This window comes from Alkaliphilus crotonatoxidans (assembly GCF_054658015.1).
In genome coordinates this window covers 552319-566609 of record NZ_BAAHXS010000004.1, presented here as the reverse complement: position 1 = coordinate 566609, position 14291 = coordinate 552319, and the positions used below count along the sequence as shown (strand labels likewise).

Genomic DNA, 14291 nt, shown 5'->3' with positions numbered 1-14291 from the left:
ACAGATAAAGGTCTGCCGCCTGAAGCTATTTTTAATTAAATAAATTCATGTTGTGAAATTGGGCCTGAAGCATTTCCCGATGAATACGGGCATGCTCTAGCCTTTCTTCTCGACGGTAGGCTTTTTCCCTGTTTTCCATACGGTGCTTCACCTTGTCGATACTAACATTTATATTAAAATGACTCAGTTTTACCGAAAAATTAAATATTGACATTCTTATAATAACCTCCTGAATTTGTTAATTCATAAATAACAATCCTCAAAAATTTCCTTTAACCTTAAATATACATTCATGCTAATAACCTCCTCTTTAGTATTTGGTAAAAAATTCAAAATTATACTCCCTAGATATGATATTCCCACCAAAGCATAATATGCCCTCCTTTTTATTTTTGACACAAAAAAACCACAGAGATTTCCCTATGGCATGAAAAAAACATGGAGTCAGCAAAAAAAGACATACTGCATCCTGTATTTGTACATAATAATAGCCATAGGAAGCTTACACAACCTATGGCTCATCAAACGTAATAAATAGTTTTAAAAACCTATTTAAACTGAGACATAGGCCGTGTAAAAATAAACATTGAATTTTTTTCTATAACAGTGCCTGCATTTTTAATCATTTCACACGACCTCCTTTTCTTAAAGAATAATTTGTGGGTTTTTACCTACAAAGGTATTATATTCTAAAATAGGAAATAATACAACCAAAAGTTGGAATTGTCATAAAATTGTAATATTCAATCTTAAAAATGCAGCAGCAGGTCCGTTTATAAAAAGTTAAAAAGAGGGAAAAATAAAAGCTCTATCCTGTATAATGAGGTGATTTATGGAACCATTGGTTGCTGTGACCCGAAATCAATTAATTGAGAGTATCCACAGGGGTATGATTTGTGTTTTAGACCAGGATAAAAATTTAAAGTTTCATTTGGGCAACCCTGAAACCCTAATCTATATCCGTTCAACCGCAAAGCCCTTTCAAGCCCTGCCCCTGGCCATGTCGGGGGCAATGGATAAATACGACGTTACCCTAAAGGAGCTGGCTATAGCCTGTGGTTCCCATAGCGGTCAGCCCTTTCATTGCGAAACAGTTCGGTTATTTCTTAAAAAACTTTCCCTTACAGAGGATGACCTGGACTGCGGCAGTGCCCAGCCCTACAATGAACAGGAAGAAAAGGCCCTGATCGAGCAGGGAAAAGACCCTTTACCAATACACAATTGCTGTTCGGGAAAGCATGCAGCCATGCTGGCCCTGTGCAAGTATTATGACTTTCCTACAAAGGGCTATATTGAGGCGCAGCATCCCGTTCAGCAGCTTATTCATGAAACCCTGGCTGATTTGCTGATGGTTCAAAAAGAAACAATTCCCGTGGGGATTGATGGCTGCGGTGTTCCTGCCTTTGTCATGACCCTGCGGCAGCTGGCCTTTCTCTATGCCAGACTGGCCGATGAGCAAAGTACAGATCGGTATGGTTCGGGTTTAAGGCTGATTAGAAGAGCTATGCTGACTCATCCGGAAATGGTTAGCGGTGAAGGGGAATTCTGTACCGAGCTGATGAAACATGGAAAGGGAAGGGTGTTGGGAAAAATAGGCGGCGAAGGAGTTTATGCCGTTGCCTTGCCGGAATCTGGACTGGGAATTGCCATCAAGGTGGCCGATGGCAACGAACGGGCCCTGTATCCTGCCGTGGTGGGGCTGTTAAAGAAATTAAATGTACTGGATGAAGCCACGGTAAATGGCTTAAGGGAATGGGCTTATTCTCCAATAATAAACCACAGGGGTACAGTGACTGGTTATGCTTCAGCTATTTTTCAAGCAGACGTTAGGCTAGGGCAGGAATTCCCGTGGGAAAAGGGAAAGTAATAGAAGATGAGCTTCTGTATGGCAGGGCCATTTCCAGAAGCTCATTTTTTAAATGAATAGCTGCATATTAGACTGTAGCGCATCCTTTAAATATTCCTTGGCATCAACGATCTGTAATTCAGGAATAAACTCATCCTCCTTTAACCCCATTATTTCAACGGAAAGTTTACACCCGTAGAATTTTACCTCTTTTTTTCGGGCACCCTTTAAAAAGGCCGACAAACTGGGGGCATCATCCTCATCCATCATCTCCTTGAGCATTTCCTTGCCGATTCCAGCAAAGTTCATCTTTGATAGAGGCAGTTCTTCAGGCCCCTTGGGTGTCATCATACCAAAGAGTTTTTCAAAGGTGCTTTTGTCCTCCAGGGTATATTTTTCAGGGTCCCTTACCAGAAAAAGGCCCCAGAAGGCAAAGAACATGGTAACCTCAACCCCCATTTCACGGGCGGTATTTGCCAAAATTAATGCAGCCATGGCCTTATCATAATCCCCACTGAACATGATTAAATTCATCTTCTGTGACAAAATAAACAGCTCCTCCTTCAACTGGTATAACCCATTGAGGCTAAATAACCTATGGGCCACCTGTATTTATTTAAATCTAGTGTGCCCCAGGAGCTTAAAAATATTTAAATAATGCAGGGTTCTGGCGGGAAAAATTCTAAAAATAGTCGGGAATACCCTGGTAATGGGCAAAATAATAGGATGAAAAGGTGGAAATATGTTTTAGCAAATAGACGAGCCGGTCTATTTCTTCATAGGTATTGTAGCAGCCGAAGCTAATACGAACCATGCCTGGATGATACAGAGTAGGATCTTTAATTCTTAAATCAATTTCCTCCTGGCTAATTCCCATAAGGGTCTGTATATAGGGCTGGGCACAGAAACAGCCGTTTCGCAGGGCAATTCCTCCCTCCATTGAGAGGATTTTAGCCAATAGATCATGGGGAAAGCCCTCAAGATTAAAGGGGATAATTGAAACCCGCTGATCAAGATTCTCCACATCACCATAGAGTCTCAGGCCCGGAATATCCTTGAGGCCTTCCATAGCATAGGCCATTAGACGTTTTTCATGGGAATCAATATTTTCCAGCCCCATTTCCCTAAGACAGGTAATGGCTGCCTTAAGGGCGGCCACCCCCATTAAATTGGGGGTTCCGGCCTCCTCCCGCTGGGGAAGCTCGCTCCAGTAAACACTGTGGGGAGTCACCAAAGAAACCGTGCCGCCACCGGGCATATGGGGGGCCTTATTTGACAGTTGGTGCTTAGGGCCCACCAAGACTCCCGTTCCGAAGGGAGCATACATTTTATGGGCGGAGAAGGCCAAATAGTCTATGTGTTCTGGAGTATGATGGGGTTTCATGTCAAATGGCGAGTGGGGAATCAATTGTGCGCCATCGACGAAAATCTCTGCACCATATTGATGGGCAAGGGCGGCAATCCTATGTATGGGGTTCTTATAGCCGCTTACATTGGAGGCTCCTGTTATGGCCACTAGCCTTAGGCTGGTGTTATACTTTTTCAGCTTCAGCTCCAAATCATCCATTGATAATCTTCCCTTGGCATCGGTAGCAATATGATCCACCTGAAAGAATCGACGCCAGGGCAAATCATTAGAGTGATGCTCCATGGCCGAGGTTAATACCACCTTCCTTTGATTATCTGAAGCTAGCAAATAGGCAGCCTTGTTAATGGCCTCGGTGGTATTTTTAACAAATAAAATCGTATCTCGCTTTAAATCAGCCTTAATAAAGTGGCCTACTGTTTCTCTGACAGACTCATAATATCGAGAAACAAATTGAGACTTATAGCCAGATCCCCGGTGAACAGAGGCATACCATGGAGCAAGACTGATAATTTCCTCCATTACCCTTAAAAAGGGTGGTGTTGTGGCGGCATTATCAAAATTGACTGCCTTTACATATTGACCATTTCTTAGGGGAACCATTGTTTCATTACCTAAAACCAGGTGCTGATAAGGCAGATTTTCCTTTTTATAGACCATTCCTGTCACCTACTCAAAATTTTCTTTCTAATCATTTTATGTAGCAGTCATTTTTATGTGATACGTAATGATATACTTTTCATTGGTACCTTACTACTGAATCAAAAAAGATCAGTACACCGATTACATGTTAGGCGTACCGATCTGGTAAAGCTCTATACAATTCTGCTAAGGATAAGGATGGCTTCTTATAGTTTAAATTTACTGATCAGCCCATTAAGATCCTGGGCCATCTGGGCAAGCTCTTGGCTGGCATTGGCCACCTCTTCAATGGCTGCCGTTTGTTCTTCGGTAGAAGCTGAGGCTTCCTCTGTTCCTGCGGCATTTTCCTCTGCAATGGCAGACAGGCTTTGTATAACCTGTAGCATTTGATCCTTCATGTCATTCATACCTTCACTCGAAAGGTTTAGCTTATTGATAATATCCTTGGTGACTTCTACAGCTTCAGTAATTCCCTCAAATTTTTCCTTGGCCTCCTTAACGCTGACCGACTGAGTGTGCATGATATCTGTTTTAAGCTGCTGCATGGTGGAAACAGCATTGTTTGTTTTCAGAATTAAATCTGAAACGATTTGTTTAATTTCATCGGTAAATTTGCTTGATTGCTCGGCCAGCTTTCTTATTTCATCAGCTACCACCGCAAAGCCCCTGCCGGCTTCGCCTGCCCGGGCGGCTTCAATGGCGGCATTTAGTGCCAATAGGTTAGTCTGATCAGCAATACTTTGAATCATTTGACTTGCTGCCACAATTTGTTGGGCCCCTTCGTCAGTATCGGTAATGACCCCGTAGATTTCGGCTACAGCTTGATTGCTTTCATCGGTCTTTTCCACCAATACTCTGATGGTTTCCATTCCCTCATTCTTGAGCTGAATAACCTGATCCGATGAAGCATTTAAATCCATCATATAGCTTTGATTTTGTTCTAAGGACTGGCCCATTTCCAGCATGGCCGTCGCCCCATTTTCAGTATCTCTGGCCTGGTCAGATGCTCCCCTGGCGATCTCCTCAATCGTTGTAGCAACTTCATTTGCAGCCATTGCCGATTGCTGGCTGGTTGCGGTCAATTCCTGGGAAGCTACAGAAACCTCCTTTGAAACCCGTTCCACATTTTGTATCAGATCCACAAAATTTCGCTGCATAATATCCAGGGCTCTGGTGACCCTTCCAATTTCATCCTTACGGCTTAAATAAGCCTTGTCAGCCTGGCTTTCATCAGCGGTTAAATCAAAGTCAGAAAGCTTCTCTATATGCTTGGTTAATAAAACAATAGGACGACTGATACTGCTACTGGCAAAATAGGTAATCGTAATCCCTAATATAATGATAAGGGTTACACTGACTAATAGAATTATAATTAGTTGATTAATTCTTCCCAGCACTTCGCTGCTTTCTACACTTAAAACAACCATCCAGTTGCTTCCTTCAATAGGGGCATAGCCCACAAAACGCTGCACTTCATTATAGGTGTATTCGCCAATGCCCAGCTCTCCCTTGAGGATTTTATTTTCCAGCAGGTCGACAAAGGCTGCATGATCAGGATTGTCACGGTTTGCCTCCAGCATATTGGTTTGTTCAATAACCAGATTATAATCGGGGTGGCCCTCAATCGTACCATCACTGTTTAAAACATAAGCGTAGCCCGTTTCACCGTAGCTTATTTCCGAAGCAAACTCACTGATGGAATTTCCATCCCTTCGGCCGTAAAGTACACCGACAATATTGCCGTTTTGCCTGACGGGAACAGCAAAGACTACGATAACCTCGCCAGAAATACGACTGACCAGCAAATCTGAAACAGCAGGCTTCCCAGATATCGCTTCAATAAAATAGGGGCGGTCGCTAACATCAGCTTTAGTACCTTCAGTATCAAAGTTGATTGATTGGCCATTCTGATCGGCAAAGGCAAAGCTAATATAGCCGCTTCGATTAGCTTCCCTTTCAAAGTAGGCAACCTTGTCCTCCCAGGCCATATTATTATCTAATATAATATCCTGTGCAGCTATGGCCTCCATGTAAAAAAGCTGTTCATCTAATTGAGAGCGGAGCAGCCTGGCAGCGCTCGCAATTCCCAATTCGATGCCTCGCTCTGCCTCGGCCCTTACGGCCTTTGACCCATAGCCAATAGAAACAAATCCTAAAACCAGCGATGTAATACCAAGTAGTACCGTAAAGGTTATAATCAATTTATTTTTAATGGATTTCATGATAAGTCACTCCTTTTGATTTTATATTTTATTGCAACGTTTTCAAGGGATAAAGCAGTTAGAAATTATGGAAAAATTAATCATGATTGAATGGAATTACCATATGTATTGTGAAGAATAACCAGCTGAGGGCAAAATATTTTGCTACCTTCTATTTTTGTAATGACATTTTAATTTGAACGTTCAATTAAACAATTGTTTTTAATCATATACCATATTTCGACCTAAACAAACATGTTTCTACAGCACCAGAAAAAAATAGGACTTTAAACATAAAAACCCCACTGAACATTTGAATGTTCAGTGGGGTCAAGAAGACCTATATTAATTATGAAGGATTCATTTCCACCTGATATTGGTTTTTGAGCTCCTCTACCCGGTCATAATAAACCTGTTGCTGCTTTAGGGCCAACAAATGCTGATTCAACTGGGGTTCAACGGCATCAAAGGGTGTTGTTTCAGCGGGTTTCTTTTCCAGTACCTTAATGATATGGCTACCGAACTGGGTTTTAACAGCCCCCGTCATTTCACCGGGAGCCATTGAAAAAGCCGCCTCCTCAAATTCTGGAACCATTTTGCCCCTGGTGAAAAAACCAAGGTCACCGCCCTTGGCATTAGAAGGACACTTAGAATATTTTTTAGCAGCCTCCTCAAAGGACAGCCCTTCGTTTATTTCTGCAATTACGGCTTCGGCAGCGGCATCATCGGCCACAAGAATATGACTTGCTCGAACTGATTCAGGATTAACAAATCGCTCAGTATTCTCCTCATAGTAGGCTCGAACTTCATCCTGGCTAATGCTGACATCCTTTAAAATCAGATTAAGGGCATATTGCTTCAAAAAGTTTTCCTTCAAAGCCTCAACTTCCTTTAAAAAGTCCTCCTGCTCATCAAGCTGATTGGCCTTGGCATCAAGATAAAACAACTCCTGGCAAATTAATTCATCAACTAACTTCTTTTTCCCCTCTTCTGAAGAGAACTGCAAGGCCCTTTGGGAATCAAGACTCCTCAATACCCTTTCTACGTCTGCCTGGGTAATTTTCCTTCCGCCGACTGTGGCCAGTACCTGGTTTTTTTCCATTAATAACGCTCCTTTTTAATAGATTTCTATGCCATCATATCAAAAAAAGCCCGTCGTGTAAAATAACATAAACCAATAAAGGCCCTCTGCATTCAATTTCCTTGCGATATTGAAAGTAGGCGCCTAAAAAAATAACTATGAAGGTATTAATTTACCCTGGGAAGTTAATGATACAAAATAAGAAAATATGAATTGTTATTATGATCAAGTAATAATATCAGATAATAATGCTATGTGCATTGAAATAAGCTGCATACAAGACATTAATCGTTGACAGTTTCAGTATATTTTCTTGACGTGACAGATAGAAGTCGATATACTTGATACAAGACAAAATTAATGGGACAGTAAAGACAGACCTGCTAAAAAATATTCTTAGTGAGGAGAAGATTGAATGAAACTACCGGCATTACGAATTGGTGAGCTAATAGCAAGTGTTCCTATTCTGCAAGGGGGAATGGGCATTGGTGTTTCCCTATCCAGGCTGGCTTCGGCCGTTGCCAACGAGGGGGCTGTCGGAATTATATCGGGGGTTCAGATAGGCTTTCGGGAGCCTGATTTTGAAAGCAATTGCAATGAAGCCAATATACGGGGACTAAAAAAAGAAATTCAAAGGGCAAGGGAATTGAGTCCTGAGGGAATTCTGGGGGTAAATCTAATGGTGGCACTTAACAACTACAAAGAGATGGTTAAGGCTGCTGTTGAGGAAAAAATAGATCTAATTATTTCAGGTGCAGGCTTGCCAACAGATCTACCTGCCCTGGTCAGGGGTTCTAAAACAAAAATTGCCCCCATTGTTTCATCGGGCAAGGCTACAGCCCTCATTACTAAGCTCTGGGAAAAGAGGTTTGATTATATTCCAGATTTAGTGATTGTAGAGGGGCCAGAGGCGGGGGGCCATTTAGGCTTTACCATGGAGTCCCTTAAGAATAAGGAGCATCAAAGCCTTACAGAAATAATTAAGGATGTCATAGAGGCCTTAAGGCCCTATCGGGAAGGCAGTGGTAAGGAAATTCCTGTGATTGCTGCCGGTGGAATTTACAGCGGGAGTGATGTAGCACAATACCTGAGGTTAGGGGCAGCCGGTGTACAGATGGGAACCCGCTTTGTTGCCACCGAGGAATGTGATGCCAGCCAGGCCTATAAGGACTGCTATTTAAGGGCAGAAAAGGAAAACATTCAGCTGGTGAAGAGCCCTGTTGGTATGCCAGGAAGGGCTATTCAAAACGAATTTATCAAACGAGTGTCGGTGGATAAGGAGCCTATCAATAAATGCTATCAATGCTTACGTCCCTGTAAGCCCGCTGAAAGCCTCTATTGTATTTCAACGGCGTTAATTAAGGCCGTTGAAGGAGATACAGATAATGGGTTGATTTTTACAGGCAGTAATGCCTATCGACTAAAGAAAATAGTAAAGGTAAAGGAGCTGCTTAGGGAGCTTGTCCAGGAAGCTGAGCTAGCTCTTATATAAAAGCCCCTATTTAAAAAGCCAGCCCTTCGGTATACCTGAAGGGCTGGCTTTTTAATCGGAACAATATGCTATTAAGGGAATCTTAATCTATTAACCGTGGTATAATAGCAGTGTAAAAAACTGCCATCAATAAATGAAAATTGAAGGATAAAAATAAAATATTTCATATGATTAAAAAAATTGCAAAGGGAAAAAGATTTAATGTGAATTTTTAATAATGAAAAAAGTGGAAGACGCCAATGTTGAATTGATAAAATATGATTGAAACAATAGGAATTTTATTATATAATTTATCTTAATATTAGTTCAGATAAATATGAATACAAGCGAATAAAAATACATTATAGTATTATAAAATTTAAAAATTTGAAGGATTAGGAGTGTTAGGAGTCATGGCTATTCAAAAATTTAAGCGAGTGCTGGTTGCCAATCGTGGCGAAATTGCCATACGTATATTTAGAGCCTGCAAAGAGTTGAGTATTCGTACTGTTGCAATTTATTCAAATGAAGACAAGACTTCCCTTTTCAGGACCAAGGCTGATGAATCTTACCTGATTGGAAAAAACAAAGGCCCGGTGGAGGCCTATTTAAGCATTGACGAAATCATTAACCTGGCGTTAAAGAAGGGAGTTGACGCCATTCATCCGGGCTACGGTTTTTTGGCGGAAAATCCTGAATTTGCAAGGAAGTGTAAGGAAGCAGGAATTGTTTTTATTGGCCCGGATTATGGCATGATTGAAAAGCTGGGAGATAAAATTCAGTCTAAGCTGGTGGCTAAGGAAGCCAGGGTTCCTGTTATACCGGGAGTAGAAAGGCCCATCACTACTGAAAGGGAGGCCAGGGAATTTGCAGCTTTTTGCGGCTATCCTGTCATGATTAAGGCGGCTGCCGGGGGTGGCGGTCGAGGAATGAGAATCGTTCATCGGGAGGAAAGTTTGATTGAGGCCTTCTATAGCGCACGAAATGAGGCTAAAAAGGCCTTTGGTGTAGAAGATATTTTTATCGAAAAATATTTAGAAAAGCCCAAGCACATTGAGGTTCAAATTTTAGGTGACCAGTATGGCAATATTGTACACCTTTATGAAAGAGACTGTTCAATTCAACGAAGACATCAAAAAGTCATCGAATTTACCCCGGCCATTACCTTGACAGACCAAAAACGAGAAGAAATCTGCCAGGATGCAATCAAAATTGCAAAGGCTGTTAACTATAGCAACGCTGGAACAGTGGAGTTCCTGGTAGATAAACATGGAAACCACTATTTCATCGAAATGAACCCCAGAATTCAGGTGGAGCATACCGTGACCGAAATGGTTACAGGCATTGACCTGGTTCAGAGTCAAATTTTAATTGCCCAGGGATACCCTCTACATTCCAATGAGGTGGGAATTGACTCCCAGGCCGCAGTTCAGCCCAGGGGCTATGCCATTCAGTGTCGTGTTACCACGGAAGACCCAATGAACCAGTTTGCCCCTGATACTGGAAAAATAGATGTATACCGAAGCGGCTCAGGCTTTGGTATTAGACTTGATGGGGGGAATGGCTTCACCGGAGCTGTTATTAGTCCCTATTATGACAGTCTGCTGGTAAAGGTAACCTCCTGGGCAAGAACCTTTGAAGATGCCGTCAGAAAATCAACCCGTTCCATCAAGGAATTATCGATTTCAGGAGTAAAAACCAATACCGGATTCTTAATTAATGTACTAAATCATGAGGATTTTTTGAGAGGAGCATGTCATACAAATTTTATAGCAGAAAATCCCTCGTTGTTTGATATAGCAGCTAAATCTGATAAAGAACTGAAGGTATTAAAATATTTGGGCAATAAAATTGTCAATGAAACCCTTGGTGTAAAAAGGGAATTTGATGTGCCTGTGGTACCCAGGGTGGTTCGGCCGGAAGATTTAAGGGGAACCAAGCAGATTCTGGATGAAGAAGGGCCCCAGGGATTGATTGAATGGATTAAACAGCAGGAAAGCCTGTTATTGACCGATACCACCATGAGGGATGCCCATCAGTCTTTAATGGCCACCAGGGTAAGAAGCAGAGATATGATTAAAATTGCCAAGGCCACCTCGGTATTGGCTAAGGAGCTTTTCTCCATTGAAATGTGGGGAGGTGCCACCTTTGATGTGGCCTACCGCTTTTTAAAGGAATCTCCTTGGGAGCGATTGGAGGAGCTAAGAAGAAAGATTCCCAACATACTATTTCAAATGCTCCTGAGGGGCAGCAATGGGGTTGGCTATAAGAACTATCCTGATAATGTAATCCGTGAATTTATCAAGCAATCTGCCAATTCAGGCATAGATATCTTTAGAATTTTTGATTCCCTCAACTGGTTAAAGGGAATGGAGGTAGCCATTGAGGAGGTTATTCAAAACGGGAAGGTTGCAGAGGCCTGTATTTGTTATACAGGAGACATTTTAGATAACACCCGAGATAAATATTCATTAAAATATTATGTAGATATGGCTAAGGAAATTGAAAAAACAGGAGCCCACATTTTAGGAATTAAGGACATGGCTGCCCTGCTTAAGCCCTACGCAGCCCAAAAGCTCATTAAGGCCCTGAAGCAGGAAATCAGTATTCCAATTCACCTTCATACCCACGATACCAGCGGCAACGGTGTGGCAACTCTGTTAATGGCTGCCGAAGCTGGGGTGGATATAGTTGACACCGCCTTTAACAGCATGTCGGGCCTAACCAGCCAGCCAGCCCTCAATTCCATTGTGGCTGCCCTGGAAAATACCTCCAGAGACACCCTGATTAATCTGGAAGCCGTAGAGGAAATATCCAACTATTGGAGTGCAGTAAGGCCAGTCTATAGTCAATTTGAATCAGAGCTAAAATCGGGTACCACCGAAGTGTATAAATATGAAATTCCCGGGGGGCAATATTCTAACCTGAAGCCCCAGGTTGAGAGCTTCGGGCTGGGTCATCGCTTTAAAGAAGTGAAGGAAATGTACAAAACAGTCAATGAAATGGTGGGCGATATTGTCAAGGTTACCCCTTCCTCCAAAATGGTGGGAGACATGGCCATTTTCATGGTTCAAAATGATCTAACCCCCGACAATATTTTAGAAAAGGCAAAGGACTTACCCTTCCCCGATTCTGCTGTGGCCTATTTCAAAGGAATGATGGGCCAGCCAATGGGAGGCTTCCCAAGTGAGCTTCAGCAATTGGTATTAAAGGGGGAAACACCCATAACCTGTCGGCCTGGTGAGCTGCTTGAGCCTGAGGATTTTGAAGGGATTAATCAGCATCTTAAAAATAACTTTGACATGACACCTGATATGAAGGATATTTTAAGCTACGCCCTTTATCCAAAGGTATTTGAAGATTATCTAAACTATAGAAAAGAGTATGGAGATTTAAGCCGGATGGGAAGCGATGTATTTTTTCATGGTCTCCATGAGGGTGAAACCTGTGAAGTAGAGATTGCAGAAGGGAAAATACTCATTATTAAACTGCAGGAGATCGGAAAGGTAGACCTGGATGGATACCGCAGGCTGGTCTTTGAGGTAAACGGAAACCGCAGAGAAATTAAGATCCACGATAAGGCCAGTGGAGTTGAAAAGCAACAGAGCTTTATTCAATTGGCAGACCCGGAAAACAAGCTTGAAGTCGGGGCCAGCATACCCGGAACCGTACTAAAGATATTGGTAAAGGAAGGCGATACCGTTAAGGAAGGTCAAAGCCTGATGATCATTGAAGCCATGAAAATGGAAACCAACGTTCAGTCCACTATAGGCGGGATCGTAGATTCGGTGATTGTTAAAGAGAACCAGCAGGTGCAGGCAGGAGAACTGCTCTTAAAGCTAAGGGAATAATTTCGCTGTATGCACCTAAATTAAAGGAGTCAGAAAGGCCGGTCAACCCAAATGTTAATTAAACTAAAGGTTGCCGGCTTTTTTATGTTTTTAAAATGGGGGTATATGCTTGTTCTGTTTGGGCCGATTAAACCAACAATTTATGCAAAAAAGCTTAGTATTATGCTAAAAATTTAGAGGGAAATAGGGCTCGGCAATAGAATAGGTAAACTGCGTATAATATTAAATAGAAAAGAACGAAGTATTCCTTTAGAAAATTTAAATGACAGCATAATTTTTGATTATTGGTATTAATGCCCTAAAAGAGTGAAATTCAAAATTAAAACAATTATAAAGATAAAGGGTGAGAATAAAAGTTGTTTATGCTATAGTATTAATATGCAAATATAATGTTGGTAATACAGGAAAAAATTTACTATAATATACTAGATAAAATTTTTAATAATTGGAAATGAGGGTAAGCTTTAATGGAAAATGTAAATGATGAAATAAAAATGCTCAAGATAAAAATAGAGGAGGTAAGGGCTGAGCTAAATCAAATGATCAGGGGCAACGACAAGCATGCATTTAATGAAGAGATTATTAAATTAAGTCAGACATTGGATGACCTGCTGATGGAATACATCAAAAAGTCTGCAAAAAAATAAGCCTTTTAGTGAAATACAGTTCGATATAAATTCTTGGGTACACTACCCTTTGTTCATTTCTCATAATACGTATTATAATAAAATTCTCTTTCTTCCCTGACTTTAAATTAAATAGTAATAGGAAGAAAATAAAATAAAGAAGGTAGTAAAATATATAGGGCTAAAGCTATCTTTTCAATTATATAACGAGGTCTGTGTGAATAGACTACATTATAGATTTGAAAAGGGGTTGGGAGCTTGTATCATAAAAATATTTTTATTGTTATGAAGTTACATTGGAAGAGAATTGGAGTTATTTCTACGATTATTATTTTTCTGATGGCAGCAATAGCGATATTGTTTAGCAAAACTTCACAATATTGGCCGATTTTTAATAATACTTCAACAGGGGCCGTAGTCATTGATCCTGGACATGGAGGGATTGACGGAGGTTCTAGCCATGGTGACCTGTTGGAAAAGGATATTAATCTTGAAGTTGCGTTAAAGCTTGAGGCCATATTGAAGGAGATTAATGTAGAAACGGTTATGACTAGGGATGAAGATATTTCCCTGGAATCGAAAAGTGAGCTTAGGGCCTCTCGATATAAAAGAGATTTGCATGCCAGAAAGGAAATAATAGATAACGACGGCGCACTTTTTGTCAGTATCCACGTGAATGCCCATAAAAATTCCAATTCAAGGGGAATCTATATTTTTCATTATCCTAATGCTACAGCCAGCAGACAATTGGCTGAAGCAATCCAGGTTTCCATTGAGGAGCAGGTTGTTAATCAGTATCTAAAAACTGATCAAATTAAAGTTCAAATCAGTGGAGCAGACTATTATGTATTAAGGGAGTCAAAGATTCCAGGGGTAATTGTAGAAATAGGCTTTATTACCAATAGTTTAGATCGAGAGCTAATTCAAAGTGAAGAATATCAATATCAAATGGCCCGTGCCATGGCCCAGGGAATAATCAATTATTTAACAGAAAAAAAATGAAACCATATAGCAATAACAGAAAAAAGGGTAGCCATTGATCATAAAGATTGAATGGCTATTTCTAATACCCCAAAATATGTTGTATTACTGATATAACGATATTATTCTTTGTTGTAGTTGTTTTTCAATCCTGACGATGGTACATTTTTGTTTTCATCAGCATAAAATAACCTCAAGTATGACGTTTATTTCTATACTAATAGGA

Annotated in this window: 10 protein-coding genes; 5 read left to right on the top strand and 5 right to left on the bottom strand. The window is 41.0% G+C overall.

Translation table 11 applies throughout. From position 1 onward, the window contains the following. Positions 1 to 31 precede the first annotated feature (31 nt). Positions 32 to 214 carry a hypothetical protein gene (locus tag ACYQ1I_RS05220; RefSeq protein ID WP_459763060.1) on the bottom strand — a complete coding sequence of 61 codons (183 nt, stop codon included), beginning with the start codon at positions 212 to 214 and terminating at the stop codon, positions 32 to 34. Between the two features lie 618 nt (positions 215 to 832). Here ACYQ1I_RS05220 and ACYQ1I_RS05215 point away from each other — a divergent pair. Continuing rightward, positions 833 to 1867: an asparaginase gene (locus tag ACYQ1I_RS05215; protein ID WP_459763058.1), complete on the top strand. Its 1035-nt coding sequence runs from the start codon at positions 833 to 835 to the stop codon at positions 1865 to 1867. Between the two features lie 48 nt (positions 1868 to 1915). Here ACYQ1I_RS05215 and ACYQ1I_RS05210 read toward each other — a convergent pair whose 3' ends face one another. From ACYQ1I_RS05210 to ACYQ1I_RS05195, 4 genes are all read right to left on the bottom strand, one after another. Beyond that, the gene (locus tag ACYQ1I_RS05210; protein WP_459763056.1) at positions 1916 to 2380 is read right to left on the bottom strand and encodes a DsrE/DsrF/DrsH-like family protein; all 465 of its coding nucleotides are present in this window, start codon (positions 2378 to 2380) and stop codon (positions 1916 to 1918) included. A 148-nt stretch (positions 2381 to 2528) separates the two neighbouring features. Next, entirely contained in the window at positions 2529 to 3872 is a 1344-nt protein-coding gene (locus tag ACYQ1I_RS05205; protein ID WP_459763054.1) for an aminotransferase class V-fold PLP-dependent enzyme, read from the bottom strand. Between the two features lie 188 nt (positions 3873 to 4060). Further along, a complete protein-coding gene (locus ACYQ1I_RS05200) occupies positions 4061 to 6076 on the bottom strand; it encodes a methyl-accepting chemotaxis protein (protein WP_459763052.1) in 2016 nt (671 codons plus the stop codon). 328 nt (positions 6077 to 6404) lie between these two features. Continuing rightward, the gene (locus tag ACYQ1I_RS05195; protein ID WP_459763050.1) at positions 6405 to 7157 is read right to left on the bottom strand and encodes a peptidylprolyl isomerase; all 753 of its coding nucleotides are present in this window, start codon (positions 7155 to 7157) and stop codon (positions 6405 to 6407) included. Positions 7158 to 7551: 394 nt separating this feature from the next. On the opposite strand from ACYQ1I_RS05195, the gene ACYQ1I_RS05190 reads away from it, so the two are divergent. The 4 genes from ACYQ1I_RS05190 (at position 7552) to ACYQ1I_RS05175 (ending at position 14086) form a co-directional block, all read left to right on the top strand. Next, complete coding sequence (locus ACYQ1I_RS05190) at positions 7552 to 8628, top strand: NAD(P)H-dependent flavin oxidoreductase (RefSeq protein WP_459763048.1); 1077 nt, start codon at positions 7552 to 7554, stop codon at positions 8626 to 8628. Between the two features lie 392 nt (positions 8629 to 9020). Beyond that, positions 9021 to 12458: a pyruvate carboxylase gene (locus ACYQ1I_RS05185; protein ID WP_459763046.1), complete on the top strand. Its 3438-nt coding sequence runs from the start codon at positions 9021 to 9023 to the stop codon at positions 12456 to 12458. Between the two features lie 467 nt (positions 12459 to 12925). Further along, positions 12926 to 13105, top strand: coding sequence for an aspartyl-phosphate phosphatase Spo0E family protein (locus ACYQ1I_RS05180; protein ID WP_459763044.1), 180 nt, complete (start codon positions 12926 to 12928; stop codon positions 13103 to 13105). A 264-nt stretch (positions 13106 to 13369) separates the two neighbouring features. Beyond that, positions 13370 to 14086, top strand: a complete 717-nt coding sequence (locus ACYQ1I_RS05175; protein WP_459763043.1) for an N-acetylmuramoyl-L-alanine amidase family protein — start codon at positions 13370 to 13372, stop codon at positions 14084 to 14086. The last annotated feature ends 205 nt before the right edge of the window (positions 14087 to 14291 follow it).

Coding starts and splice junctions, on each gene's coding strand:
- ACYQ1I_RS05190 (WP_459763048.1), top strand. CDS start 7,552: ATGAAACTACCGGCATTACGAATTGGTGAGCTAATAGCAAGTGTTCCT.
- ACYQ1I_RS05200 (WP_459763052.1), bottom strand. CDS start 6,076: ATGAAATCCATTAAAAATAAATTGATTATAACCTTTACGGTACTACTT.
- ACYQ1I_RS05175 (WP_459763043.1), top strand. CDS start 13,370: ATGAAGTTACATTGGAAGAGAATTGGAGTTATTTCTACGATTATTATT.
- ACYQ1I_RS05215 (WP_459763058.1), top strand. CDS start 833: ATGGAACCATTGGTTGCTGTGACCCGAAATCAATTAATTGAGAGTATC.
- ACYQ1I_RS05195 (WP_459763050.1), bottom strand. CDS start 7,157: ATGGAAAAAAACCAGGTACTGGCCACAGTCGGCGGAAGGAAAATTACC.
- ACYQ1I_RS05205 (WP_459763054.1), bottom strand. CDS start 3,872: ATGGTCTATAAAAAGGAAAATCTGCCTTATCAGCACCTGGTTTTAGGT.
- ACYQ1I_RS05220 (WP_459763060.1), bottom strand. CDS start 214: ATGTCAATATTTAATTTTTCGGTAAAACTGAGTCATTTTAATATAAAT.
- ACYQ1I_RS05185 (WP_459763046.1), top strand. CDS start 9,021: ATGGCTATTCAAAAATTTAAGCGAGTGCTGGTTGCCAATCGTGGCGAA.
- ACYQ1I_RS05210 (WP_459763056.1), bottom strand. CDS start 2,380: ATGAATTTAATCATGTTCAGTGGGGATTATGATAAGGCCATGGCTGCA.
- ACYQ1I_RS05180 (WP_459763044.1), top strand. CDS start 12,926: ATGGAAAATGTAAATGATGAAATAAAAATGCTCAAGATAAAAATAGAG.